Annotated in this window: 18 protein-coding genes; 8 read left to right on the top strand and 10 right to left on the bottom strand. The window is 39.7% G+C overall.

Annotated elements, in window-relative coordinates; genetic code table 11:
- Positions 1 to 69: 69 nt before the first annotated feature.
- From R8O70_RS21780 to dinB, 4 genes are all read right to left on the bottom strand, one after another.
- Positions 70 to 564, bottom strand: coding sequence for a GNAT family N-acetyltransferase (locus R8O70_RS21780; RefSeq protein WP_258623676.1), 495 nt, complete (start codon positions 562 to 564; stop codon positions 70 to 72).
- A 160-nt stretch (positions 565 to 724) separates the two neighbouring features.
- The gene (locus tag R8O70_RS21775; protein WP_258623675.1) at positions 725 to 1,489 is read right to left on the bottom strand and encodes a hypothetical protein; all 765 of its coding nucleotides are present in this window, start codon (positions 1,487 to 1,489) and stop codon (positions 725 to 727) included.
- A 171-nt stretch (positions 1,490 to 1,660) separates the two neighbouring features.
- The gene (locus R8O70_RS21770) at positions 1,661 to 2,086 is read right to left on the bottom strand and encodes a CatB-related O-acetyltransferase (protein WP_318184372.1); all 426 of its coding nucleotides are present in this window, start codon (positions 2,084 to 2,086) and stop codon (positions 1,661 to 1,663) included.
- Positions 2,087 to 2,374: 288 nt separating this feature from the next.
- Positions 2,375 to 3,436 (bottom strand): DNA polymerase IV, encoded by a 1,062-nt coding sequence (dinB, locus tag R8O70_RS21765; RefSeq protein ID WP_285357421.1) that lies wholly within the window; start codon positions 3,434 to 3,436, stop codon positions 2,375 to 2,377.
- A gap of 588 nt (positions 3,437 to 4,024) precedes the next feature.
- On the opposite strand from dinB, the gene R8O70_RS21760 reads away from it, so the two are divergent.
- On the top strand, positions 4,025 to 5,938 hold the full coding sequence (locus tag R8O70_RS21760; protein ID WP_318184371.1) for a tetratricopeptide repeat protein: 1,914 nt from the start codon (positions 4,025 to 4,027) through the stop codon (positions 5,936 to 5,938).
- A 701-nt stretch (positions 5,939 to 6,639) separates the two neighbouring features.
- A complete protein-coding gene (locus R8O70_RS21755) occupies positions 6,640 to 6,885 on the top strand; it encodes a DUF1040 family protein (RefSeq protein WP_025767079.1) in 246 nt (81 codons plus the stop codon).
- A gap of 62 nt (positions 6,886 to 6,947) precedes the next feature.
- Here R8O70_RS21755 and R8O70_RS21750 read toward each other — a convergent pair whose 3' ends face one another.
- The 5 genes from R8O70_RS21750 to R8O70_RS21730 form a co-directional block, all read right to left on the bottom strand.
- The gene (locus R8O70_RS21750) at positions 6,948 to 7,124 is read right to left on the bottom strand and encodes a hypothetical protein (protein WP_318184370.1); all 177 of its coding nucleotides are present in this window, start codon (positions 7,122 to 7,124) and stop codon (positions 6,948 to 6,950) included.
- Between the two features lie 565 nt (positions 7,125 to 7,689).
- Complete coding sequence (locus tag R8O70_RS21745) at positions 7,690 to 8,772, bottom strand: SAVED domain-containing protein (RefSeq protein WP_318184368.1); 1,083 nt, start codon at positions 8,770 to 8,772, stop codon at positions 7,690 to 7,692.
- A 9-nt stretch (positions 8,773 to 8,781) separates the two neighbouring features.
- The gene (locus R8O70_RS21740; RefSeq protein ID WP_318184367.1) at positions 8,782 to 9,282 is read right to left on the bottom strand and encodes a Mov34/MPN/PAD-1 family protein; all 501 of its coding nucleotides are present in this window, start codon (positions 9,280 to 9,282) and stop codon (positions 8,782 to 8,784) included.
- Positions 9,272 to 10,978, bottom strand: a complete 1,707-nt coding sequence (locus R8O70_RS21735) for a ThiF family adenylyltransferase (RefSeq protein ID WP_318184366.1) — start codon at positions 10,976 to 10,978, stop codon at positions 9,272 to 9,274. The genes R8O70_RS21740 and R8O70_RS21735 overlap by 11 nt, the downstream gene beginning before the upstream one ends.
- The gene (locus R8O70_RS21730) at positions 10,975 to 11,973 is read right to left on the bottom strand and encodes a nucleotidyltransferase (protein WP_318184365.1); all 999 of its coding nucleotides are present in this window, start codon (positions 11,971 to 11,973) and stop codon (positions 10,975 to 10,977) included. The genes R8O70_RS21735 and R8O70_RS21730 overlap by 4 nt, the downstream gene beginning before the upstream one ends.
- A gap of 406 nt (positions 11,974 to 12,379) precedes the next feature.
- Between R8O70_RS21730 and R8O70_RS21725 the strand changes: the two genes are divergently transcribed.
- The 5 genes from R8O70_RS21725 (at position 12,380) to R8O70_RS21705 (ending at position 16,115) form a co-directional block, all read left to right on the top strand.
- Positions 12,380 to 12,976 (top strand): tyrosine-type recombinase/integrase, encoded by a 597-nt coding sequence (locus R8O70_RS21725; RefSeq protein WP_318184364.1) that lies wholly within the window; start codon positions 12,380 to 12,382, stop codon positions 12,974 to 12,976.
- Positions 12,977 to 13,107: 131 nt separating this feature from the next.
- Complete coding sequence (locus R8O70_RS21720) at positions 13,108 to 13,359, top strand: hypothetical protein (RefSeq protein WP_053349801.1); 252 nt, start codon at positions 13,108 to 13,110, stop codon at positions 13,357 to 13,359.
- Positions 13,360 to 13,686: 327 nt separating this feature from the next.
- Positions 13,687 to 14,523 carry a hypothetical protein gene (locus tag R8O70_RS21715; protein ID WP_139126532.1) on the top strand — a complete coding sequence of 279 codons (837 nt, stop codon included), beginning with the start codon at positions 13,687 to 13,689 and terminating at the stop codon, positions 14,521 to 14,523.
- Positions 14,524 to 14,583: 60 nt separating this feature from the next.
- Positions 14,584 to 15,483 carry a nucleotidyltransferase gene (locus tag R8O70_RS21710; RefSeq protein WP_318184363.1) on the top strand — a complete coding sequence of 300 codons (900 nt, stop codon included), beginning with the start codon at positions 14,584 to 14,586 and terminating at the stop codon, positions 15,481 to 15,483.
- On the top strand, positions 15,483 to 16,115 hold the full coding sequence (locus R8O70_RS21705; RefSeq protein ID WP_258496232.1) for a hypothetical protein: 633 nt from the start codon (positions 15,483 to 15,485) through the stop codon (positions 16,113 to 16,115). The genes R8O70_RS21710 and R8O70_RS21705 overlap by 1 nt, the downstream gene beginning before the upstream one ends.
- 320 nt (positions 16,116 to 16,435) lie before the next feature.
- Here the strand turns inward: R8O70_RS21705 and R8O70_RS21700 are convergent, their stop codons facing one another.
- Complete coding sequence (locus R8O70_RS21700) at positions 16,436 to 17,347, bottom strand: alpha/beta hydrolase (protein ID WP_054577219.1); 912 nt, start codon at positions 17,345 to 17,347, stop codon at positions 16,436 to 16,438.
- 325 nt (positions 17,348 to 17,672) lie between these two features.
- On the opposite strand from R8O70_RS21700, the gene R8O70_RS21695 reads away from it, so the two are divergent.
- Complete coding sequence (locus tag R8O70_RS21695; RefSeq protein WP_318184362.1) at positions 17,673 to 20,033, top strand: hypothetical protein; 2,361 nt, start codon at positions 17,673 to 17,675, stop codon at positions 20,031 to 20,033.
- Positions 20,034 to 20,181 lie beyond the last annotated feature (148 nt).

The following is a 20,181-nucleotide window of genomic DNA, read 5'->3' as shown; positions in this document are numbered from 1 at the left end:
GCCATAATCACAAAAGTTAAACTTTGAACCAAAACTGCCAGGCGTTGAGAATCCCTCTTGAACGCTTTGTTATGTGCGTGCTAAACGGTAGCGCCTTACAGTGCCCTCGGTTTCACTTGTGTAGTTTCCAAGATACTCACCGCCACAGTTTTCAATGACCTTTTGGGACGCTGGATTGTCAATTGAACAAGTAACAATAACTGAGTCAGTGACAATATGGTCTCGCACCCAAGCGAGCAGAAATGAGGCTACACCTTTACCACGAACTGACGGTCTAGTTTCGTGGCCAACATGCCCAATGGCATTTTCTACGTTGGCATTAGTACCTTTACGAACTCGAATAGCGCCTAAGATTTCAGAGTCAGATACGCAATAATAAGTTGTGCTGGGTAAATAACCGTTTGGTAGCTCAGAAGTTGCCTTAGAACGTTCAACCAAACCTGATAAATAAGCTTCAGGATCTTGCTCAACGCCGGAATATTTAGGGATACCCGACTCCAAACATTCTTTCGCGTAACTTGCTAAGATTGGAGCTAAATCTGGACTCGCTTCTATTACTTCCATGTCAACTATCCTCAAAAGCACATAACGCCGCATTAAGGTGTGAGCAACGCTGCTACTGAACCTAACCATAGCACCTTAAACACAAAACCCAACGATTAGCATCGAAAATGCCAAGCGTTGGGAATCACTCTTAAATGCTTTGTTATGTATCATATGTCAATTAAAGCCATTCTGACTCGTTATTTACCATTATTTTTCTAACCCATTTAAACCTGCTTTCAATTAACTTCAAAAAACGTTCTAGACTATACAAATAATCATGCACTTCTTGCTCACATGGTCTTTTATTAGTCAGCAATTCATTCGGAAAGACTATCAAGAAGCACTCTGAAAATAACTCCCACTTGCGATTTAGTGCGCGATTTTTAAATATTGGGAAACTAGGTTTTAATTCATCAAGGACAAAGCTCAAAGTCGAAATAAACTGCAAAATGTTATCATCCGAGTCACCATACGCATCATCAAAGTCTAGGGAGTACAACGTACCTATATCAAATGAGCTGAAAAACGAATATACAAACCACGCATCCGCCCTAGCTCTCTCATCTAAAGGGAAACCAAACTCATGTGCCACTTCAAGCTCGTGTTCCAGCTTCATATTAATCAGTCTTTCTACTGTATAGAAATCTTCATTATTTGGATCGTCAATTTCATCATGATGCTCCTGACATATCCACATTAAATTATCAAAGCTATTTATAGCTTCAATTTTTGTTTGTTTATATGTATAAGGTAACTCTATATTAGAGCGAGCACCTCTTATTCCAATAATATGAGCCTGTTTGCCTGTTGCTCGTTTCCCAGACGATAAGAGCTTTCTGCACCTACGACCATTTGTTCTAAAACAACATCTGCCACCAGCACTCGCTACTAAAGCTTTAGAAACCGCAGGAGTGATTGTAGCTCTTTGCCTTTTATTACTCATTAAATAGAAACCCTTACTTAACTGACTAGACCAAGTGAGACATAACGCCGCATTAAGGTGTGAGTAACGCAACCACGAAACCCGACCATACCACCGTAAACACAAGACTCAACGATGGAATGAGAAGTGCCAAGCGTTAGGAATCACTCTTAAATGCTTTGTTAGCTGAATTTATACTGCCAAGCCATTTTGTTTCGCAAATTCAAGTACTTTAGGAATGTCACCTTTGACTAGAATTGGCATTGCTTTCTCGATTAACTCAACTTCCCAGTCCCACCATGCTAGCTCCAAAAGTACTTCTTGGTCAGCTTCACTGAACCGAGTTTTAACGACTTTCGCAGGGTTACCTACCGCAATACTATACGGTGGAATATCTGTAGAAACGACTGATTTAGCACCAATAATTGACCCATGACCGATGTTTACTCCGGGCATGATTGTTACGTCATAACCAAGCCAAACATCATTGCCAATTACTGTGTCTCTGTATGCTTTAAATGGGTACTCTGTCAACGGTAGAGCTTCAGACCACTTTTCTCCGAAAACTGCAAACGGATATGTTGTGATACCTGAAGTTGCATGGTTTGCGTCAGGCATGATGAATTGAACCCCATTAGCAAACGCACAAAATTTACCAATATGAAGTGAGTTACCCGAAATACCAAAGTTATATAGTACATTTTTAGTCAGGAACTCTGTTGGGTCGTCAAAGTCACTGTAAAAAAACTATCGGGTAAAAAATGTAGTTCTGAGTGGGTAAGTGAGTTAATAACTTTTTAAAATAGATAGTTAAGCTAAAAAACGCACTTACATAATTCACTTACAGAAAAATCACGAAAATCGCAAGGTAAATGCCTCGTAAACGCTTCACTCGCACTTACATTTTCACCACTTAAGGGTCATCTGAGTGTTGGCTTGCCCCTCCCTAGGTTCTAACCCAACACTTAGCCCTATCAAGCGAATTCCTCGTCCATTGGCACGCGCCAAGGCTTCTTTTAATAAAGCAGAGAAAAAAGCTTTATCAAGGTTAATTTGTTTATGCTCAACCGTTGTTTGCTGGAAGTCATCGAATTTAAGCTTAAGTCCCTGACGGATTATTCTTTTATCATGAGCAATCTTACTGAATCGTCTCACTAATTCATCATATAGTGATTCAATAGCCTCAAGGCATTCTGATTCAGTCCGAATATCTAGAGCAAATGTCCGCTCAACACCAAGGGACTTTCTAATTCTTGTTGCTGTTACCTCACGACGATCAATTCCATGGCACCTCTCCCATAGGGAACTACCAAATTTACCAAACTGTTTAAGTAACATGTGTTGATCATAATTTTTGACATCAATGCCTTTGTACAGACCAAGATTATTCAACTTTTCTAGGGTTACCTTCCCTACACCTGGAATCTTGCCTAATTCCAACTCATCAACAAATCCCTCAATTTCATCTGGTGTTACGACGCAAATACCATTTGGCTTATTAATATCGGAGGCGACTTTTGCAACAAATTTGATAGTGGCTACACCTGCACTGGCCGTAAGATTTAGTTCTGATTCAATTGCCTTACGTATATCCTGCGCGATTAATGTTGCCGACCCTCTGAATAATTGTGAGTCAGTTACATCAAGGTAAGCTTCATCAAGTGATAGAGGTTCAATAAGATCAGTATAACGAGCAAAGATTGCATGAATCTGTTTGGATACAGCCTTATACTTCTCCATGTCTCCACCTATAACCCTTAGGTTTGGGCACAACTTGAGTGCATGAGCGGTCGCCATTGCCGAGCGAACACCATATTTTCGGGCAATGTAGTTACATGTTGAAATCACCCCACGTCGATCCGAAGAACCACCTATCGCCAAAGGTATATCCCTTAACTCTGGGTGGTCTCTCATCTCAACTGCGGCATAGTAACAATCAAGATCTATGTGTATGATTTTTCTCTGCATTCGCATTACACCCAAAACACAGACAACTAAATACCTAAAGTCGCCATTAGCTTTCTGTTACCCAAAAGCTCATTACAAACAAACTAAATTCCACAAATATACCTTCTTATTATACTGTATATCCAACCAGCAATCGAGAGATGTATCTGCAAAAAACGTCTGTCTGGGTGAGTGAGAATGCTTACCATCACAGGGTTTGTGGCTAAGTCATTAATACCGCACCGATAGCAAAAAGCCCGTTAAGAGCCAAGGCTTTACCCTACGTGTTGATAGGTCATAGATGCTGTGAAGGTGTAACTCGCTTTTGCCCCATTTCGTTTTGCGGTTATGCTAAAACCCGTGGAATTTCCCCCATCTCTAACACACATACTCTATGTGTTTGGTTGACTATTTTTCTTCAAGTGTCATGATGAATCTTATTAGGACGACATGTTCCACATTTGTATTCATTATCTGAAATATTGGGCAATTAATCAGGCTATTACAGTCATCATGTCTATATTTAATCTCTGCAAAATGTGGACATTGTCCGTTGAAAAAGGACTGTTAGCAGTCTTTCGCCAAGTTTAGAATTAGGATGAATTTTGTATGAGCAATAAAGATTACTTTGGCAAAATAAAAACAGGAGGAAGCAACTCTTCAAAAGGGTTTGCTTACCAAGACCTGTGCGCGGCATTTTACTTGCTAAAGCATCTTAGTGTGAGCGGATTCAAATCTATCGGAATAGAAACAGATGATGATTTCTCATTGTTGTTTGACAATGGAAAAAAAATTAATGTCCAGGTTAAGTATGAAGAGCTCTCGATACCAATTGTTAATAAATACGCTTCTGAAAATCAAATTATTTTAGGGCCATCCAAAAACAAAAGCCTCTCAACACTCCTCTCTTATTTAAAGCAATATGAAAATAATCAATCCTCTCACGAGGATAAGCTTTCGAAGATATCAGTAACTGAGGATTTTAGAAATATTCTAAAACGGAATGGCATTGCACTAGAAAATGTCAGCAAAATTTCTAGCACATGGTGTGTCGACGTTCTCCCTGAAGATAAAATTAAAGATATAATCAAGCTGGAAATAATTGAATGGGGTATTGAGAAGTTACTTTTATTAGATGGTGACGAATGCTTAAAAGATTTGATATTCATTATATATGAAAGCCGCAGTGACAGGGGATATATAAGTAAGTCTGACATTACAAGTATTTTTGAGAAACACTCAAAAATACTGACATTCAAGGAAGATGAAGCTACATCGTTAAACTTTCTTGAAAATTTGGAATTAGATCAAGATGAAATTCTATTAAGCGTTAATTCAAAAGTTAGTAAGGCGGAAAGCTTACTCATTGATAACAATTATGAAGAAGCTTTAAGAGAATATGTAGAGTTATCTAAAGCCGTAAAATCCGAGAAACTGTATGTAAAATGCGCTGGTATTTTACAGGTTTTAGGTAAGGTAGATGACGCTCTATTCTATTGTGATAACGCCTTAAAAATTAATCCTATCTACGCCATGGCTTTAGCAGTAAAGGGGACTTTAATTTCTGAGAAAGGAGATAATGATTTCGCTTTAGAGCTATTGAAAAGCGCCGAGTTCCATGATAACACTGATCCTTTCATTATTTATAATGTCGGTGTTGCTTACCTAAAATTAAGAGAAGTTGATGAAGCGATACGTTACTTTGAGAAAACAATAGAACTGAATTCTAAGTTAAGTTCTCCGCATCTAAACCTTGGTGTTTGCTATTTCAACCAAGGAGTATTTTCCGAGGCGGCTAAACATATTGACCTAGCCTTGCTTTTAGAGCCTGGACTTCCAGAAGCATTGTCTCAAAAGGGTGAAATAAAACGATTTTATGGGAAGTTGGATGAAGCAACCAAGCTATTTGAAAGGTGCTTGCTTAATACTCCGGATAATCTCGTCGCCAAATTAGGCTTAGCTTTATGCCTGATAGAAAAAGGCGACCCACTGGGGTTTGGGCTTTTGGTATTAAATTATCAGAAGGAACTATCTAGACTTGACGTAAACAAGTCTTTAAGGATTATTGATATCGGTTGGGAAAAATCGTTAGCAATTTCAATAGAAAATATAAACGGGTCTTCATACTTGGTAAATTATGATGGTCTTGAAGTCTATGTTCCCAAGCCAAATAAAGATCGAATTGCTATTGGTGTTATGAATACGCAAGAAATCGAGCTTCCTCTGGTCATGAAATCTTATGCTGATCTAAATTCTTACAAAAATGCAGTTAATGCTATTAGGCTGAGTCAGCCTATAGATTTATTTGTTCCGGCGAGCGGCTTTGTCAAAGGGAGATCCGACCATTGTGAAATAAAGATTGATTTAGAGCACTATTCCATATACGGGAAAACGAATATTGGCGGTAACAAAGGGTATCATTCTTTCATTGATTGTTTTGATGGATGGTTCCTGCTAGTAATTACCCATGAGGAATCGAAACAGGAAGAAAGTTTTAATGTAGTAGGACTGGATTGTAGTTGAGCATATTCACTGTTAACAAGACCTTTAAACGGACAAATTGCAGCTGGTTATGTTCGCTTCGCTCTCTATCTTAGCCAGCTACAATTTGCCGTTTAAGGTGGCGTTACTGAATTTCAGTCGTAAATCGAAAATGTCCAAGAGTGTGCTGTGCATTAATGGCAAACCTTTCTTGATTCCTTCTCCGAGCTAAAAAGCTCATCACGCAGGTTGTGTGACGCAACTTGCGCGATGAGTTTGCTCTTATTTGTGGAAAAGACCAAGTAATAACTAAGTAAAGATATCGCTTCAATCAATCAGGTTTATATTGTCTTTTTATCTATGGGGCACGTCCTCTAGACTAAAGCGCCTCCAACTCTTTAGGTGCTAACAGGTTCCTGCACAAACAAAATTGATACAAATTGGTTGAAGGGAGATTGCATCCTGCATTTTCTACATGCGATACCAAAATTTATGCATATTTTTGGTATATATACTAAATTCAACGTTACTTTTGGTATTTGAGCTCAAATACACGACCAGAAAAGTGTGAAATACCAAAACTAGAGTTAAATTTTGGTATTGGTTTTAAACAGTAATACTTTGGGGAACACCTCAATTAAGATGTATGTCCGCTAGACGTGTTGCCCCTTGGCGCTGATAATTAACATCATAAAAATTAATTCAAATATGTATTTTGACGTTAGACCACAAGGAGCACATCAATGCGCGACCCTAAAAGAATAGAAACTACGCTTTCACTTTTGAAGGAACTTTGGAGCAACAATACTGACCTTCGGTTCAATCAGTTGATATATAACCTTCAACGAGAGTTTTCACTCGAGAACGATGGTAAAGGGCAAATTACGGAAATCTCGCAAGAGGGTATTCAGCATGTTGGTTATGATCTGTTTTACATAGAAGATGACATTTTCATTCAATTTCTAGAGAGGAAGCTAACGCAACAATAGTGCTAGTTTTTGGCTAGATAACAAAACACCTTTGAAGGCTGTGAAAGAATTACTAGTGATTGCTATTCAGCGTGAACTGCCTTAGTAAATGCAACGCACATCTGTTGTATAACATTACGGCGGACTTTCTTGATCTTGGGGGCACGATGCTCACTGACAATAACTCGACTCATCAAGCGAGTAACTGTTTCACGACGCTGTTGGTCGGAAAGGTGAATTTTTTTAGTTTCTTGTTTCATGTCATATATCATTAGATGGCGAGCCGCGGATTTCATCCGATGACGATGATAAGTAAATATAGCTTTGACATTGTTACGTGTCTACACTCATCTAAACAGGTTCAATAGGAAGTGTCTCCATTAGTTTAAAGTCCGTGATATACCATTTTTTGTCAAAGCTCATCTACATCACTTAAGTTTAGGTTCGGCAATTGGATTTTTTGTTAATTCAGCGTGAAAGTTATTGATGCAGTAGTACATGCATCGTCTTTCGTAAATCTTCTTTGCCCCAAGATGTGTTTAGAGCGCAAGAAGCCGTCATGAGATTTATTTGTGAAACAAGCTGTTTCCCAATTGTCCAACAGGTTGTTGGACAAACTCTAGTAACCAATTATGCAAGAGGGTCTTGCACAATTGCGAAACAGGTTGTTTCGTAAATCACCTCTGCTCCAACCCGCTTCTGATCTCGTCGCTTCGGCAATAGAACTAACTAATGCCCCAAACTGATTTAGAGCGAAAACTCATTCACACTTTATTCATTCGGTTTGCCATATCGTAACTTACCGAATTCCATTTTTACTAATTGCTATGTTTCTATAATAGAAGGTTCTTGTCCCCGAACATTGAATAAAACGCCCCATGGGTAATGAGTAATATTACCTGAGTTATTAACGTATTCATAAACTATACACTCTGGGTGGTTTCGCTCAACCTGTCGCCCCATAGCGAAATTAAATGATGACTGTGCGGCACAGAATATATGAACTCGTTTAACTCCATCAGTATTAAATTTTTTTAAAATCTCTCTAAACTTCTGCTGAAACCCCTCTACTTTAGCAAGACTAGACATACTGTCGTACTTAACTTCAGGCATACTAACGGACACAATACCTCTTCCGTTTAATAAACTACCAACTTGTTGGTGGGTAACCTCAAAAGAAATTCCCATAAGTAAACAAACCTCATCGGTTTTTCTATAATCTTCCCAATTAATAATTGGAATGTTCGAGTCTGGTGGGACATCTTCAAGGGCATACCACTCTGATTTATCACGATTAAAATCCCATAAAGAAATTTTAGAAATATTGCCTATCGAGTGCCCTAGTACGAAACCAATAGGAACAGAGGGTGTGCCGCCATAGTGTAATGTAACATTGGTTGTATCGGCATTTCGCATCAAATTCGTGAACGTATTTTTAAAACAAGCAAGAGAATAGTCTAAAGCCTGTTTATTTGAAACTAACAGTCCCTGATTATAATAATTTGATATGTCAATAAATAGACTACTTCCTAGGCCTGTTTTCTTTTTTGATGCTTCGGTTAGGCTTTGGTTTTTTGGATACCTAAGACCTATATGCTCAAGGAATATATTTGGATTTCTTCGCTCACGTTTAAAACCTAAATATGATGCCCAAAAAGCTGATAAAACACCGATTAAAAAAGCCGAATATGTAATAATAGCGGTTACTGAATCTTGAGTCGAATACCCTGCACTTATACTCTCTGATTCAGAGTACTTCCAAGTCACGTTAATTGCACTATATAGTCCACTACCGATCCCTGTAGATAGAAGAAATAAAGCCAACTTCCAAAGTCGGTTTTCTAAAGTCTTAGGTTTAAAATACCAGTTAAAAACTTTATTAAAATAATACTTTATAGAATTAATCATAGGTGTCCTTTATGCTCTATACTTTTCAAGAGAATACTCTCCTATTAATAACGTTTTGAAATTCTTGTTGTCAGCGACCCAAAGTCGAATATTTTGTTGCCCAACGATAAGAAACATTAGGCATTGGCCTTCATATTGCCCTTGCTTTAAGACTCTATGCCAATCTTGCTTGTCCTTATTTGAGTACTTAGGTGTTGATTCAGGATGCGTATGCCAAAGGCCAACCAAGTAGGCGCTTCCGTTACTAGCTTTCCATTTGTCATTTAGAATCTTATTATGAGCATTAGATCGATAAAATGAGTACCTAGTTCGTTTATCACTTGGTTGAGGTAAAGTTAAGTCATTTGCCTCCATTATATTGCCTGTGCGTATGCAACCAATAAGTGCCCCTCCAGCCTCAAAATCATGCTTACCTAGTTGTCGGTAGCTGATGAGGATATTTATTACTTCTGAGTCAATTACAAAATTCCCATAATCTTCTGACTCAATTAACCAATTCTCAGTTACCACTGTAACAACACCTACACTCACCGTTTTTTGTTAAACTAATTTCTTCCATCAATGCCATGCTTTCAAATCTATTGGTTGTTTGTAAGGAGCCTTTATCAATACCTTTCCATGATGTTACTTTTGGCTCCATATTGCCCGATGTTAAGAATGTAATAGCTTGCTGAGCTGCTATTGAGGCGGTTTTAGTTGAATCTAAGTAAGAGAATGGCGTGAAGACACCTGCACAACCTGTTAAGTTTTTGGATATAGGTTGTCCAAACTCAACTAAATGTATAGAGTTCCTAGGATCACTTCCTTTGTATAAAATACACTCAAGGCAAACTTGATCTAGATTTGAGGCGAAAGAATGCCCCCCGTAACCATCGGGTTCATTCCAGCAGAAAATAACATTGTTGAATTGATGCTCTTTTAAACTACGGTTGAGCAAGAGACTGATGGATGGATCTCCAATAGCGACAATAACAATATCTACACCTCTCATAACGCTTTTTACGTTATGATCAGACAATGGATACTGGAAAGTATCAACGTGAATATGGGGGATATTTGTCTTAATCTCACTTTTTAGTGCACTTACCTTAGAGAACTTTCGTACTATTCTATCTTTGGCTGAAGGCTTGAAATTTAGATACCGTCCTCCGAGACTATGTCGGTAGATATTTTCAGCATCAAATGAGTCACCATCGATCAGTTTAATAGCTCCTACACCTGATTTGGCTATTAACATAGCTACTTCACTACCTACAGAACCACACCCAACTACCGCTACTGTCTTGTTGTTTATGCTTAAACTGGCTCCGCCTCTTTCGAGTAGGTATTCTTTGTTATGCCTATTTAAAAGGAAAAACTTCAGTTGCCAATCTGTACTGTCAGTGAGAATTGGGTGTAGCGCTGGAGCTTTAGATTTAAATTGACAGACAAACTCACTTCTCTCACCAGAGCTTCTTGGCATACTTAACAAAACAAAAAATTGGCGTTGTTTCTTGGGGCTTTTCCTCAACAGCTCTATAAGTATTTTTGTGTTCTCTTCTGATATCTGCTGTTTTAACTCTGAGATGAAACGGGGCGCAGATTCGTTTGTTGTAGACGGTACAACTGGAGCACCTAGAGGAATGTGAACTATATTAATTAATTGGTGTTGATTTAGTTCTTGGGTGTTACTGAACCCGTAAGGGATATCACTTGCGCTTTTGGCTAATGCGATAGGATTTACATCGTATGGAGCTAATAGGTTGCTTGATGGTGCTATACGCAAAACCAACTTTTCTGGTAGGCTACATGCTCTGTAGAAGGAGTTGATAGTATCTGCGCCATGTATAAAACCTTCTACTTCATCATGCAATTCATCTTTGAATACCCGCAAAGAAGATCGATCCAGAATTCTTAAAGTTTGACACAAGAACGTTTCGATGATCTCACTTGGTGAATGGTAATCAACTAGGACTGAATCTCCCTCTTCAACACATATAGTTCCTTTCGAATTTACATGTGGTATTTCGCCTACATATTCTTCATTGAGAAGTTTTGCATGAGGCAGACTAAAAGGGAATGTTAGGGAAAAGTACAGACGGACGTTCCATCTAATGGAGCGCCCTTGTAGTTCAAAGTCAAAGGTTCTCTCATCGACTTGCTGTTTCGAAATAAGCTGCTTGAATGAAATGTTTTCAATCAGGCCAGCTATTCTTTCTGGGGTCATGCACTCATACCTGTAGGTAAGTAAGGCTGCTTGTTTGATTGAACAGCGTCGCTTATTTCAGGGAAGTCTCCAAATACCTTGTTTAAAATTTTGCTGCATTCGGACAGACTTTCTTCTACTTGAGCAGCCTCTAACGCTTCGACTAGTTCATCAATTTTTCTGTAGAAGTTATCAAGTTGCTTTTTAGTCATCTTGTAGTAAACATTTTTGTATGGAGCAACTGGAAGTGCTACATCTACAACTTGATATAACGTCATATCATCAATACTAAACGATGATGTAAAGCTGTCACGAATGCCTTTTGCCATCCCAACAAGACAGGATAGGTCATCTTCTTTTTTGAAAACAAAAGAATTACGTGCTTGGATTGTCAAGCCAATTGAAGGGGGGGCAGTATTGCCGTTAGAGGTGAACTTGTTATTTTTCCAGCGCTTAAGGTATCGTACACAGCGCCTGAATTGTGCTCGTTGCTCACAATTGTTAGAAACGTCCTTGACCCATTGCTTCAAACCTTCTGGATCTGACTCATACCAGACGTGTTCTGAAGACGTTTCTTTGCCCCATGCAATATGTATATTTCCGCCATTTTTGGCATATACAGGTATATCAACATGGTAGCCAGCGGCATAGTTGACGCTAACACAAGGACGGTTATATGAAACGTCTCTATTATTTTGTTTATTGAGTTTATCTCGAACAAGTTTCTTCAACTCTTTTGAATCATAGTCATCAGTATTGATGTCAAAGATCATCCCAACATCGATATCATAGTCATCATCAAGAGGTTTGACTCCTGTATGCATGGAGTAAGAGCCTTGATCGATCTTAGAAAAGGTCAGTTTCTTTTCGGTATTAGGGATCTTCTCGTCACTTAAAGACTCTTTAAGCTCATTTATCAGTAGGTCTCGCTTATCGCGCAACGTCTGATTTTCATCATATGTGCCTAGTCTTATTTGATCATGATAATCTATAAATGCTTTCTGAATATCAGCCACTGCAACCTCCACAATAAATCACTTAGTATTAGCCATTAATTATATGGGGGCTTTGTGGGTAAATCCAACTCATAAGATTATGATTTAACTAATGCTTCATCTATCAATAGTCTTAACTTGTCAGAGCGAACAGTATCACTTTCAATCCGTTAAGTATGATAAGTCTAAATTATCTAACACACATCCAAGTGACCCGCACCACTTAGACTAAACACTTCATTAAACGAGTTTGTCATACCTAAAATAATTCATTGATTGCTAATTTAGCAAAGTTACTGACACGTTTTTGTCCACGGATGATTCTGAGCACCCTGAACGACTGCGTGATCGATGGCTATCAGGCTGGAACAGTTTCAGTTTATAGCCAGACTTTATGTTGACCAATAATATCGAAGAGGAGGTCAACATGAGAAAGTTATCTTCAGGAAAATGCAGCGGCATTAAACGACCATTCAAGTTGGAAGAAATTTGGCGAATTAGAACTAGGCTAGATCTTGAAAGCAACCTAATGCAGCTTGCACTATTGAACTTAGCCATTGATAGCAAATTAAGGGCAAGTGATTTACTAAGGCTGCATGTATATGATGTTTCTTCGCAAGGTGTAATCTATGAAAGGGTTCAATGCATCCAGCAAAAAACTGGCACCGACGTCCACTACGAGATTACCCCGAGAACGCAACAAAGTATTAGCCGATGGATCTACTCGGCATCCTTAGAGGCAAGCAGTTTTTTGTTTCCAAATGGTCGCCGAAAAGGACAACCTATCAGCCACTCATTCTATCGATCGATTATCAGGAACTGGGCAGTAAAACTTGGATTGAATGCGGACTACTATGGCACTCATTCCATGCGCCGTACTAAAGCAACCTTGATCTATGCCAAAACAAAAAACATCAGAGCGGTACAGATTTTACTGGGGCACTCGAAGCTAGATAATACTATTCGTTACCTTGGAGTGGAACTGGAAGACGCTCTGAGGCTCTCAGAGCAAACAGACTGCTGAGGCTTGCTGATACAGGCTTTCCTCCTGAAAAGCCTGTGCCCCATCCCGTGTTTCAGGACAAACCTTACCCTGTAGTTAATAACTCAGTATGCTATAAATTATCTAATCTTATCTTGAATGGAAGACGAGTTGTGAGCAAAAAACGGTTATCTGAAAAAGAACTGGTCAAGGGGATGACGCCCCACACTGCGCATAGTGATGAACTAGCTGAAGTAACATTGGATGAGTTGGGCCTTGAAATTTCTGAAAGTGATTACATGGCCGCGTTGAAGCGAATTAAATCACTGCTTGATGTAGCCGAACCCGGCACTCCTGAAGGAGACGAGCTTGAAAGGCTCGCTGCATTGGTTGAAGAATACGAGGAAAAACACTTCCCCATTTAATAACTGCAACGCATTTTTGCCCCTTTTCTTGTTGGCGAAAGTAAATCCACTCACTCCCACACCGAGAGCTTTCCATAGATTTCCTAATACCAATCGTGAGCTGCGTAGAAATACCATTTATTGTCGTATTTCTCATTCTCGCATTTGAAGTATTACATGATATCCTAGCAAAAACACTGGGTTACGTTATGGCTCAGTTTTCATTAGATATATGAAAAACCAAATGGAGTGTTTGAAGCCCCTGTTTGGGAGCGAGTCAATTGTTAAATTCCAAAGGAGTTCATCATCACTTCAATAATTTGTTGGAGAAATCAAGAAGAGTCCGATGTGATTTGGGCTGTAAGTGATTCTCGAGTTACTGGCAGTAATGGCAGCGTCATGACGGACAACTGCCCTAAGTTATTTAAAATCGATGTAAATGCATTTAGAAAGGATGATTATTTTAAAGTTAGACCAATCAGGTTGTTAAGCTTAGGTTTTGGATTTTCTGGTAGCACACTGATCGGTACTAATGTCAAAGAGATGTTGAGTGCCTTTCTTGGTAATCTCAATGAAGTTTCTTTCACAGATGCACCTGACTACCCCTTTGAACAGCGCATACCAACCTTGTTGCAAATTTCTGAACTAGCAAAAAGGATTGGGGAGCGTTACATCATGAGCTTGGGGCAATCATACCCAGCAAATGCTAGGTGTGAATTTTCAATATTTGGATATTGCAAACAATCATCATCACTTAAGGCATACAAACTATCAAACTCACCAACAAACCCGACCGAGCTAAATATAGAAGAAGCAAATATATCAAATGGTTCGTTCTTGATCATTGGTGATAGAAAACAAGAAATATCTGATCTAATCGAAGAGAAGAAATCCCAGTTTGAAGTAAACAGCTTAAACTGGTGGAGAGCACCTTTTATCACGCTTACAAATATCCTTCGCGATGAGCATGCAGCTACTATTGGTGGCTATCTACAATTTTGTATTTCTTCTTCCATTGATACAAGGATGTATTTTATATCGCCCTCAGAGGGAGTTGGAGCAAGTATCGTTGGGTTTGACCTATTTACAGAAGTTGGATTGATTGGCGGTTTTCTTCCGGGCATAAATGTAGGTATGTCAATGCCTGGTCCAGATGGCTGGAATTTAACAAGTGGTTCCAGGTGACGCCTACGGCGCACCTGAACCAAGCATTAGTTGCTAAAATGCTTCACTAAAGGAACAAGAATGAGTAGAGATTGGGAGTCAATTTTTTCAAGATGGGCGCAAGGGCCAAGTAAAACTGAGCAGGATCGAGCTGAAAACGCAGAACGCCAAATCAGGCAGGCAATTCAAAATAGCTCTAAGCTTCAAAGTCGAAATATAAAAGTAATTACTCAAGGTTCTTACAGAAATCGGGTAAATGTAAGAAAAGATAGTGACGTTGATATCGGTGTCATTTGTTATGATGCCTTTTTCCCAGAATATCCTGACGATAACGTCAAAGCAGAGTTGAATAAAAGCTTTAGCGATGGCACTTACACTTATTTGACTTTTAAAAATGAGCTTGAAGAAGCTCTAGTTGCTCGATTTGGTAGAGCTTCCGTATCTAGAGGTAGTAAGTCTTTCGACATTAAGGAAAACACTTATCGGGTAGAGTCAGACGTAGCAGCGTTCTTTGAACATAGAAGGTATATGTCTACCACTAGGTACTTATCAGGAGTAGAAATGCGGCCTGATTATGGCAAACCATTTATCGTACGAAATTGGCCGGAGCAACATTATGCTAATGGCGTATCAAAGAACGACGCTACATCCAGAAGATACAAGCGCGTTGTTCGGATTCTTAAAACGCTATCCAATGAAATGGCCGAGAATGGTATCAAGTCAGCCAAAGACGCTCCCAGCTTTTTGATCGAATGCTTAGTTTTTAATGCTTCAAACTCCTGCTTCAACTATTCAACATATAACCAAATGGTTCGTGCAGTTCTTGCTGAAACTTTTAACAATACAATTAATGATGAAAAATGTTCTGAATGGGGTGAAGTTAGTGAGCTTAAGTACTTATTTCGAGGCGCACAGCCTTGGACGAGGCAGGGAGCGCATCAGTTCTTAAGCGATGCATGGGACTACATAGGTTTCGAGTAATGCCAACTAGACTTCATATTTCATCATTTATTTGTCTCACGATCGCGGTTTGGTTACTTGCTCTCTGGGTTCAAGGTATGCCTGTACTCAGTGCGGACTTTGTAAAGCCATTTGGTACAGTAGTTGGTGTAATAACTCTGTTTGTAACCTTGTTTAACAAATACATGTGGTCATGGAAAATATTTAAAGGTTGGTATGTTAAAAGACCGGATTTGAGGGGGACGTGGAAAGTTGAGCTGAAAAGTAGCTGGATAGACCCTAATACTGGTGAAAGCGTTGCGCCAATCTATGGATATGCAGTCATCAGGCAATCGTTAACATCTCTTAGTTTGAGGTTGATGACAAAGGAATCTAGATCCGTGTTGGTGGCTCACAGTATAGAACAGCAAGAAGATGAAGATCTGTTCAAGCTAGTTGGCGTTTATCGAAATGAACCCAAAATTGAGTTACAAGGTGTAAGAAGTGAAATGCATCATGGCTCTTTCGCCCTAGAAATTCATGGTTCTCCAGTCGAAGAACTAGAAGGGCATTATTGGACAGATAGAGCAACCAAAGGTGGAATGAAATTAGTTAGTCGTGTGGAAAAATTATATAGCACATACGAGCAAGCAGAGCGTGAAATCGGCAACTAACAGATATGGGCTATTATCCGGTCAACTGGCAATAGCGTTCTTTTGGCTGTGTCTGCTTCCAAGGCTCTCGGACAACAAAGTCGTCTGCTTCATTTTCCTAATCTGAAGTTATCCGAAGTTGACGCTTTAGAGCATAAGGTCTAACTGATTCCTGTCCAGCTTCGAGCTAGCTACCTCTGGCTAGTTCAACTCGCACCAAAGCTTGTTGCACTTCGGTTACGTTTCCGATAGTCAGCTAGTTTTGATATGCAAAAGTAATGTGTGGCAAAACGCAAGACCTTACCCCATTGCTTTTCCATTTCTTTTTCTTCCTGTGCTAACTAAGTTCGTTCTAACCATGCTCGAATCTGTTTGATAACGGCTGGTATCTCACTTTCTCCTCGCTGGTTTTGAAAAGCGTGATCCAAACCAGCGAGTAACACAAACGACACGTTCGAACGCGACTGCATCAGTTGCTCTGCTTGTCGTTTCGCCTGATCAGGTGAAACGTTAATGTCTCGCTCCGACTGCAAAATGAGAATGTCGGCACTGACCCGTTCAAGTATCGTCCTTTGGTCTAACGTCAGCATCTCTTTCCACCAAGCAAAACCATGGGAGCTCATATTGATGTCCATTGTTTCAGCGCTTACCACGGCTTGCTGAAAACCCAAGAAACCATTTTTTGCTTCTATCAAGGCTTCCGATGGCATAGTTTGCTCCATATTATAGAGAACATCATCAACGAAGAAGCGCCCACCAGCGTTCAAAGACACTAAGCTATCAACCGATGGAACTTGTGACGCGACCATGGCGGCAACTACGGCCCCTTCACTCCCGCCAAGCACAATAATGTGCTCATAATTACTCTCGAGTCTTTCGATCACTTGTCGGTAGTCTGCCGTGCGCTGTGTCGGTGAATCCTTTTGAATGTACGCTGTCGGGCAATCAGGGCTATCGCCATCGGGATTCCACCTGATCGCTTGGTTTAGCCCGTATTTCTCTACCGTGAGTAAATCAGCCTCTGGCGCCGTTTGAGAAAATAGGTCATTAATCGTCGTGCTGTGGGAGACGCTATTGCAATCAGAGCCTTGCATGATAACCAACAAGGTATTACTCGGATTTTCCGCCGTTTTGGTGAGGTAATAAATTAACGATGAGCCATCTTGCCGCTCGATACTATGGATAGTAGAAGACGCTTTGGCGACGCCAACAATAAGTAGCGGTATTACTAGAATTATCCGAATCAGGCCCATTTCAATCCCTTAAAATTAATATAAAAGTTAAAATTTTCACCTTTTGAGCACCGCGAATCGGTAAAGTTCATTTTGCCTTTAAGATTCTGAATGGAGTGGTGACCTAAAGCTTAACCAGCGTTGTTGTCCAAGGACGTTCTGAAGCCAATCTCGGCAAACACGACTCTGCCCCTTTTTGAGCTACGTATCGAGGTTTGAGCAAAACTCATTGGTTAGGCTTGATATAGAATAACTAATTAATGAGAAGGGATAACCTGACCCAGCTACTCTTTGCCGTCTCATAATGATAATGGTTTAAACAAGAACGACTCACGCGGAGCAATCAATGGACAAGCTAAGCATTACAACCCATTTAATGGCAATTCTCACTGCTTTTTCAGCGTTTACAATGCCAATTGCGCTTGAGGTCTTAAACCGAGTCAAAAGTCGCTACGGCTCTGCGTATTACATGGATTCAATCGAAGGAATAATGGGCTTTAAAGTTCACTATTTATTCCGAGAACTTATCCTGACTTTAGTCGCGCTAATGTTTTTTTCCGTTTGTGTCGCATTCTCAAGCGAACTAGTTTTTGCTAAGAGATTGGTTTTATTCTTTGAATTAGTTTTTGCACTTGTCACTGCGGCGTTGCTGATTAAAGAGTTCCGGTTCATAAAAACGATTCTCCAAGCCACTCGGTCAGATGACTTAGTAACAGACTACCTGATTGATAAACTCTCAGAACCAGAATCAAATCACGCTAATCACGCTAATCACGCAAGAGAAATTGAGCTTTTGATTCAGATTGCTTGTTACAACATCGAGAACACTACTTCATTCACTGAAGAATCCATCGAAAACAGGTTGTTTGGAGTTATCGAGAAAGCGTACCTCAGTCACACTAGTTCCATTCACGACGAAACAATTAAGAAGTTAATTGATGGCCTCGCAGTAGTATTAACATCAGCAAGAAGTACCAACAACAGAAAGACTTACGTTTCCCTACAACGAAATTACGCACAACACTTGATTTTGTTTTTCGATAGGAAAGTAAAAAATCACGATGTCTTTGAACAGTACAGCGATGAATTTTACGAAGAAAGCATCAAGGAACTCAGTTCGGGCAACTATTGGCTAATGAAAGCAGACTTTCTAATCAGCGTAAACATGTGGGATTTGAAGAGTCCGCAAACAGTTAACTTTATCGATAAAATCATTCGAAATTTTATAGACTTCGCCGCAAGGGAAAAACCAAACTTAGTGCCTGACATCCTCGAGCACTATCGTAATTTTGTTGGCTATGAAAGCTACTTCACTAGTGACTTACACAACCTGTTAACCCTGTTTGGCTCATACTGCGCTGACTTGTATAGTGAAATTAGTCAACTAATTGCATCGCATGAGGAACAAATAACCAAAGATCCAGAGGCTTATGTAAAACAACTAATTTCACTTGTAGACAAAGCCAAAATTGCAGCCATAAAAACTTCGACATCGATAGCTCAGTACGAACAAATTAAATCAACAGCTATTGAGTTCAAACAAGAAATGATTTTCGAAATAATTAAATCAAAAGGGGGAATAGCTTCCAGAAGCACCGCTCAATACGCAATAACAACCCTCGCTAAAGATAACTTGTGGGGGCACATCATTAGTTGCTTTGAAAGTTTTAGCCCTGCACACTCGAAAGCGGTTAGACTTGGTTTTGATGTTCTGCCCTGTTCATTGAGTCACATTCTGGAACAGCTTGGAAAAAGCCACGGATTTAGCTCTTTAAACTCGGAAGAACTCTCAAACTCTTACCAAAGAGCCGTCCCTATCTTAATCATGTACATTCTCTACCGCTGGAGAGTTCAAAACTTAAGCAAATCATTGCGTAAAGGGGTGGATGAAATAACCGCCACCATAACACTAACAGAGCGCACAATAAGAAATGTCAGAAAAATTCAGTCAGCTATCCCATACATACAATACTACGTTAAATCCAAAGAGTATTCTCAAGCCTTTTGTAAGCACTTCAGCATCATGCATGAGGAAAGCGAGTTTCATAAATCGTCTCTAATTATCATCGATGAAATCGAAAAATACTTGTCCGCTCAACTAGAAAACATCATCGCCACTCAACCTCTTAGCAAAGAATTAAAGAACAGATACATGGATGCTGTAGCTGCTTATCCAGAAAATCGTTCAAGACGAATACCTCTACTAGAACACGTATCCCTTACCCAATCCAAGCAAGACCCCATCGTATTCGACATGCCAACAGAGAGCAGAGCGAAGTTTCTAGACAATAACGATGTGCATTACTCGTTTAACTCCAGAGGAGTCATAGAGAGAATCCATAACCACCTTGCTTTCAAACAAATAGAGGACAATGGGCTAGCTCTTGAGACATTAAGCCTGTCAGATTGTAACGATGACAAATTAATCATCATAACGAAACACGATTGGGAGGCATGGGCAAAAGACAAACCAAGGACAGATTTAAATAAAGTAAATAAGCACCTTGTTTACACTGACACTGACACTGGATTAAACTCCTACTTCCCCTTCGACATGGAAGCTACACAACCCATAGCCACTATTTACTCACCAACAATAGAAGGGACTGGATCCTTACATGAACACCTGCGAGACGCCTTCGAGTTCGACTTTAAAGATGAGAATGGCAGCGTGGAGATTCAAGCTCAGGTCCATATTTATTACTAGCCTACCTATCTGGATACTTTTTCTAATCTGACTTGAATCATGTAGATGAATATCACCAAACGATTTCTGTCCAGGGACGTTGCTGCTTTTCCTGACCTTACTTAAAGTGGTTGCCAAACTTTATGTTGACCAAAAACACTAGGAGGAG

Origin of the sequence: Vibrio sp. 779(2023) (assembly GCF_033344285.1) — a bacterium.
GTDB classification, from domain to species: Bacteria; Pseudomonadota; Gammaproteobacteria; order Enterobacterales; family Vibrionaceae; genus Vibrio; species Vibrio alginolyticus.
Note: the sequence above shows the minus strand (reverse complement) of the source record. Positions and strands in the feature narration are given on the sequence as shown.

What these genes read in the sequence shown, in the direction of transcription:
- R8O70_RS21780 (WP_258623676.1), bottom strand. Translation starts at nt 564, where the DNA reads ATGGAAGTAATAGAAGCGAGTCCAGATTTAGCTCCAATCTTAGCAAGT.
- R8O70_RS21775 (WP_258623675.1), bottom strand. Translation starts at nt 1,489, where the DNA reads ATGAGTAATAAAAGGCAAAGAGCTACAATCACTCCTGCGGTTTCTAAA.
- R8O70_RS21770 (WP_318184372.1), bottom strand. Translation starts at nt 2,086, where the DNA reads ATGCCTGACGCAAACCATGCAACTTCAGGTATCACAACATATCCGTTT.
- dinB (WP_285357421.1), bottom strand. Translation starts at nt 3,436, where the DNA reads ATGCAGAGAAAAATCATACACATAGATCTTGATTGTTACTATGCCGCA.
- R8O70_RS21760 (WP_318184371.1), top strand. Translation starts at nt 4,025, where the DNA reads ATGAGCAATAAAGATTACTTTGGCAAAATAAAAACAGGAGGAAGCAAC.
- R8O70_RS21755 (WP_025767079.1), top strand. Translation starts at nt 6,640, where the DNA reads ATGCGCGACCCTAAAAGAATAGAAACTACGCTTTCACTTTTGAAGGAA.
- R8O70_RS21750 (WP_318184370.1), bottom strand. Translation starts at nt 7,124, where the DNA reads ATGAAACAAGAAACTAAAAAAATTCACCTTTCCGACCAACAGCGTCGT.
- R8O70_RS21745 (WP_318184368.1), bottom strand. Translation starts at nt 8,772, where the DNA reads ATGATTAATTCTATAAAGTATTATTTTAATAAAGTTTTTAACTGGTAT.
- R8O70_RS21735 (WP_318184366.1), bottom strand. Translation starts at nt 10,978, where the DNA reads ATGACCCCAGAAAGAATAGCTGGCCTGATTGAAAACATTTCATTCAAG.
- R8O70_RS21725 (WP_318184364.1), top strand. Translation starts at nt 12,380, where the DNA reads ATGAGAAAGTTATCTTCAGGAAAATGCAGCGGCATTAAACGACCATTC.
- R8O70_RS21710 (WP_318184363.1), top strand. Translation starts at nt 14,584, where the DNA reads ATGAGTAGAGATTGGGAGTCAATTTTTTCAAGATGGGCGCAAGGGCCA.
- R8O70_RS21705 (WP_258496232.1), top strand. Translation starts at nt 15,483, where the DNA reads ATGCCAACTAGACTTCATATTTCATCATTTATTTGTCTCACGATCGCG.
- R8O70_RS21700 (WP_054577219.1), bottom strand. Translation starts at nt 17,347, where the DNA reads ATGGGCCTGATTCGGATAATTCTAGTAATACCGCTACTTATTGTTGGC.
- R8O70_RS21695 (WP_318184362.1), top strand. Translation starts at nt 17,673, where the DNA reads ATGGACAAGCTAAGCATTACAACCCATTTAATGGCAATTCTCACTGCT.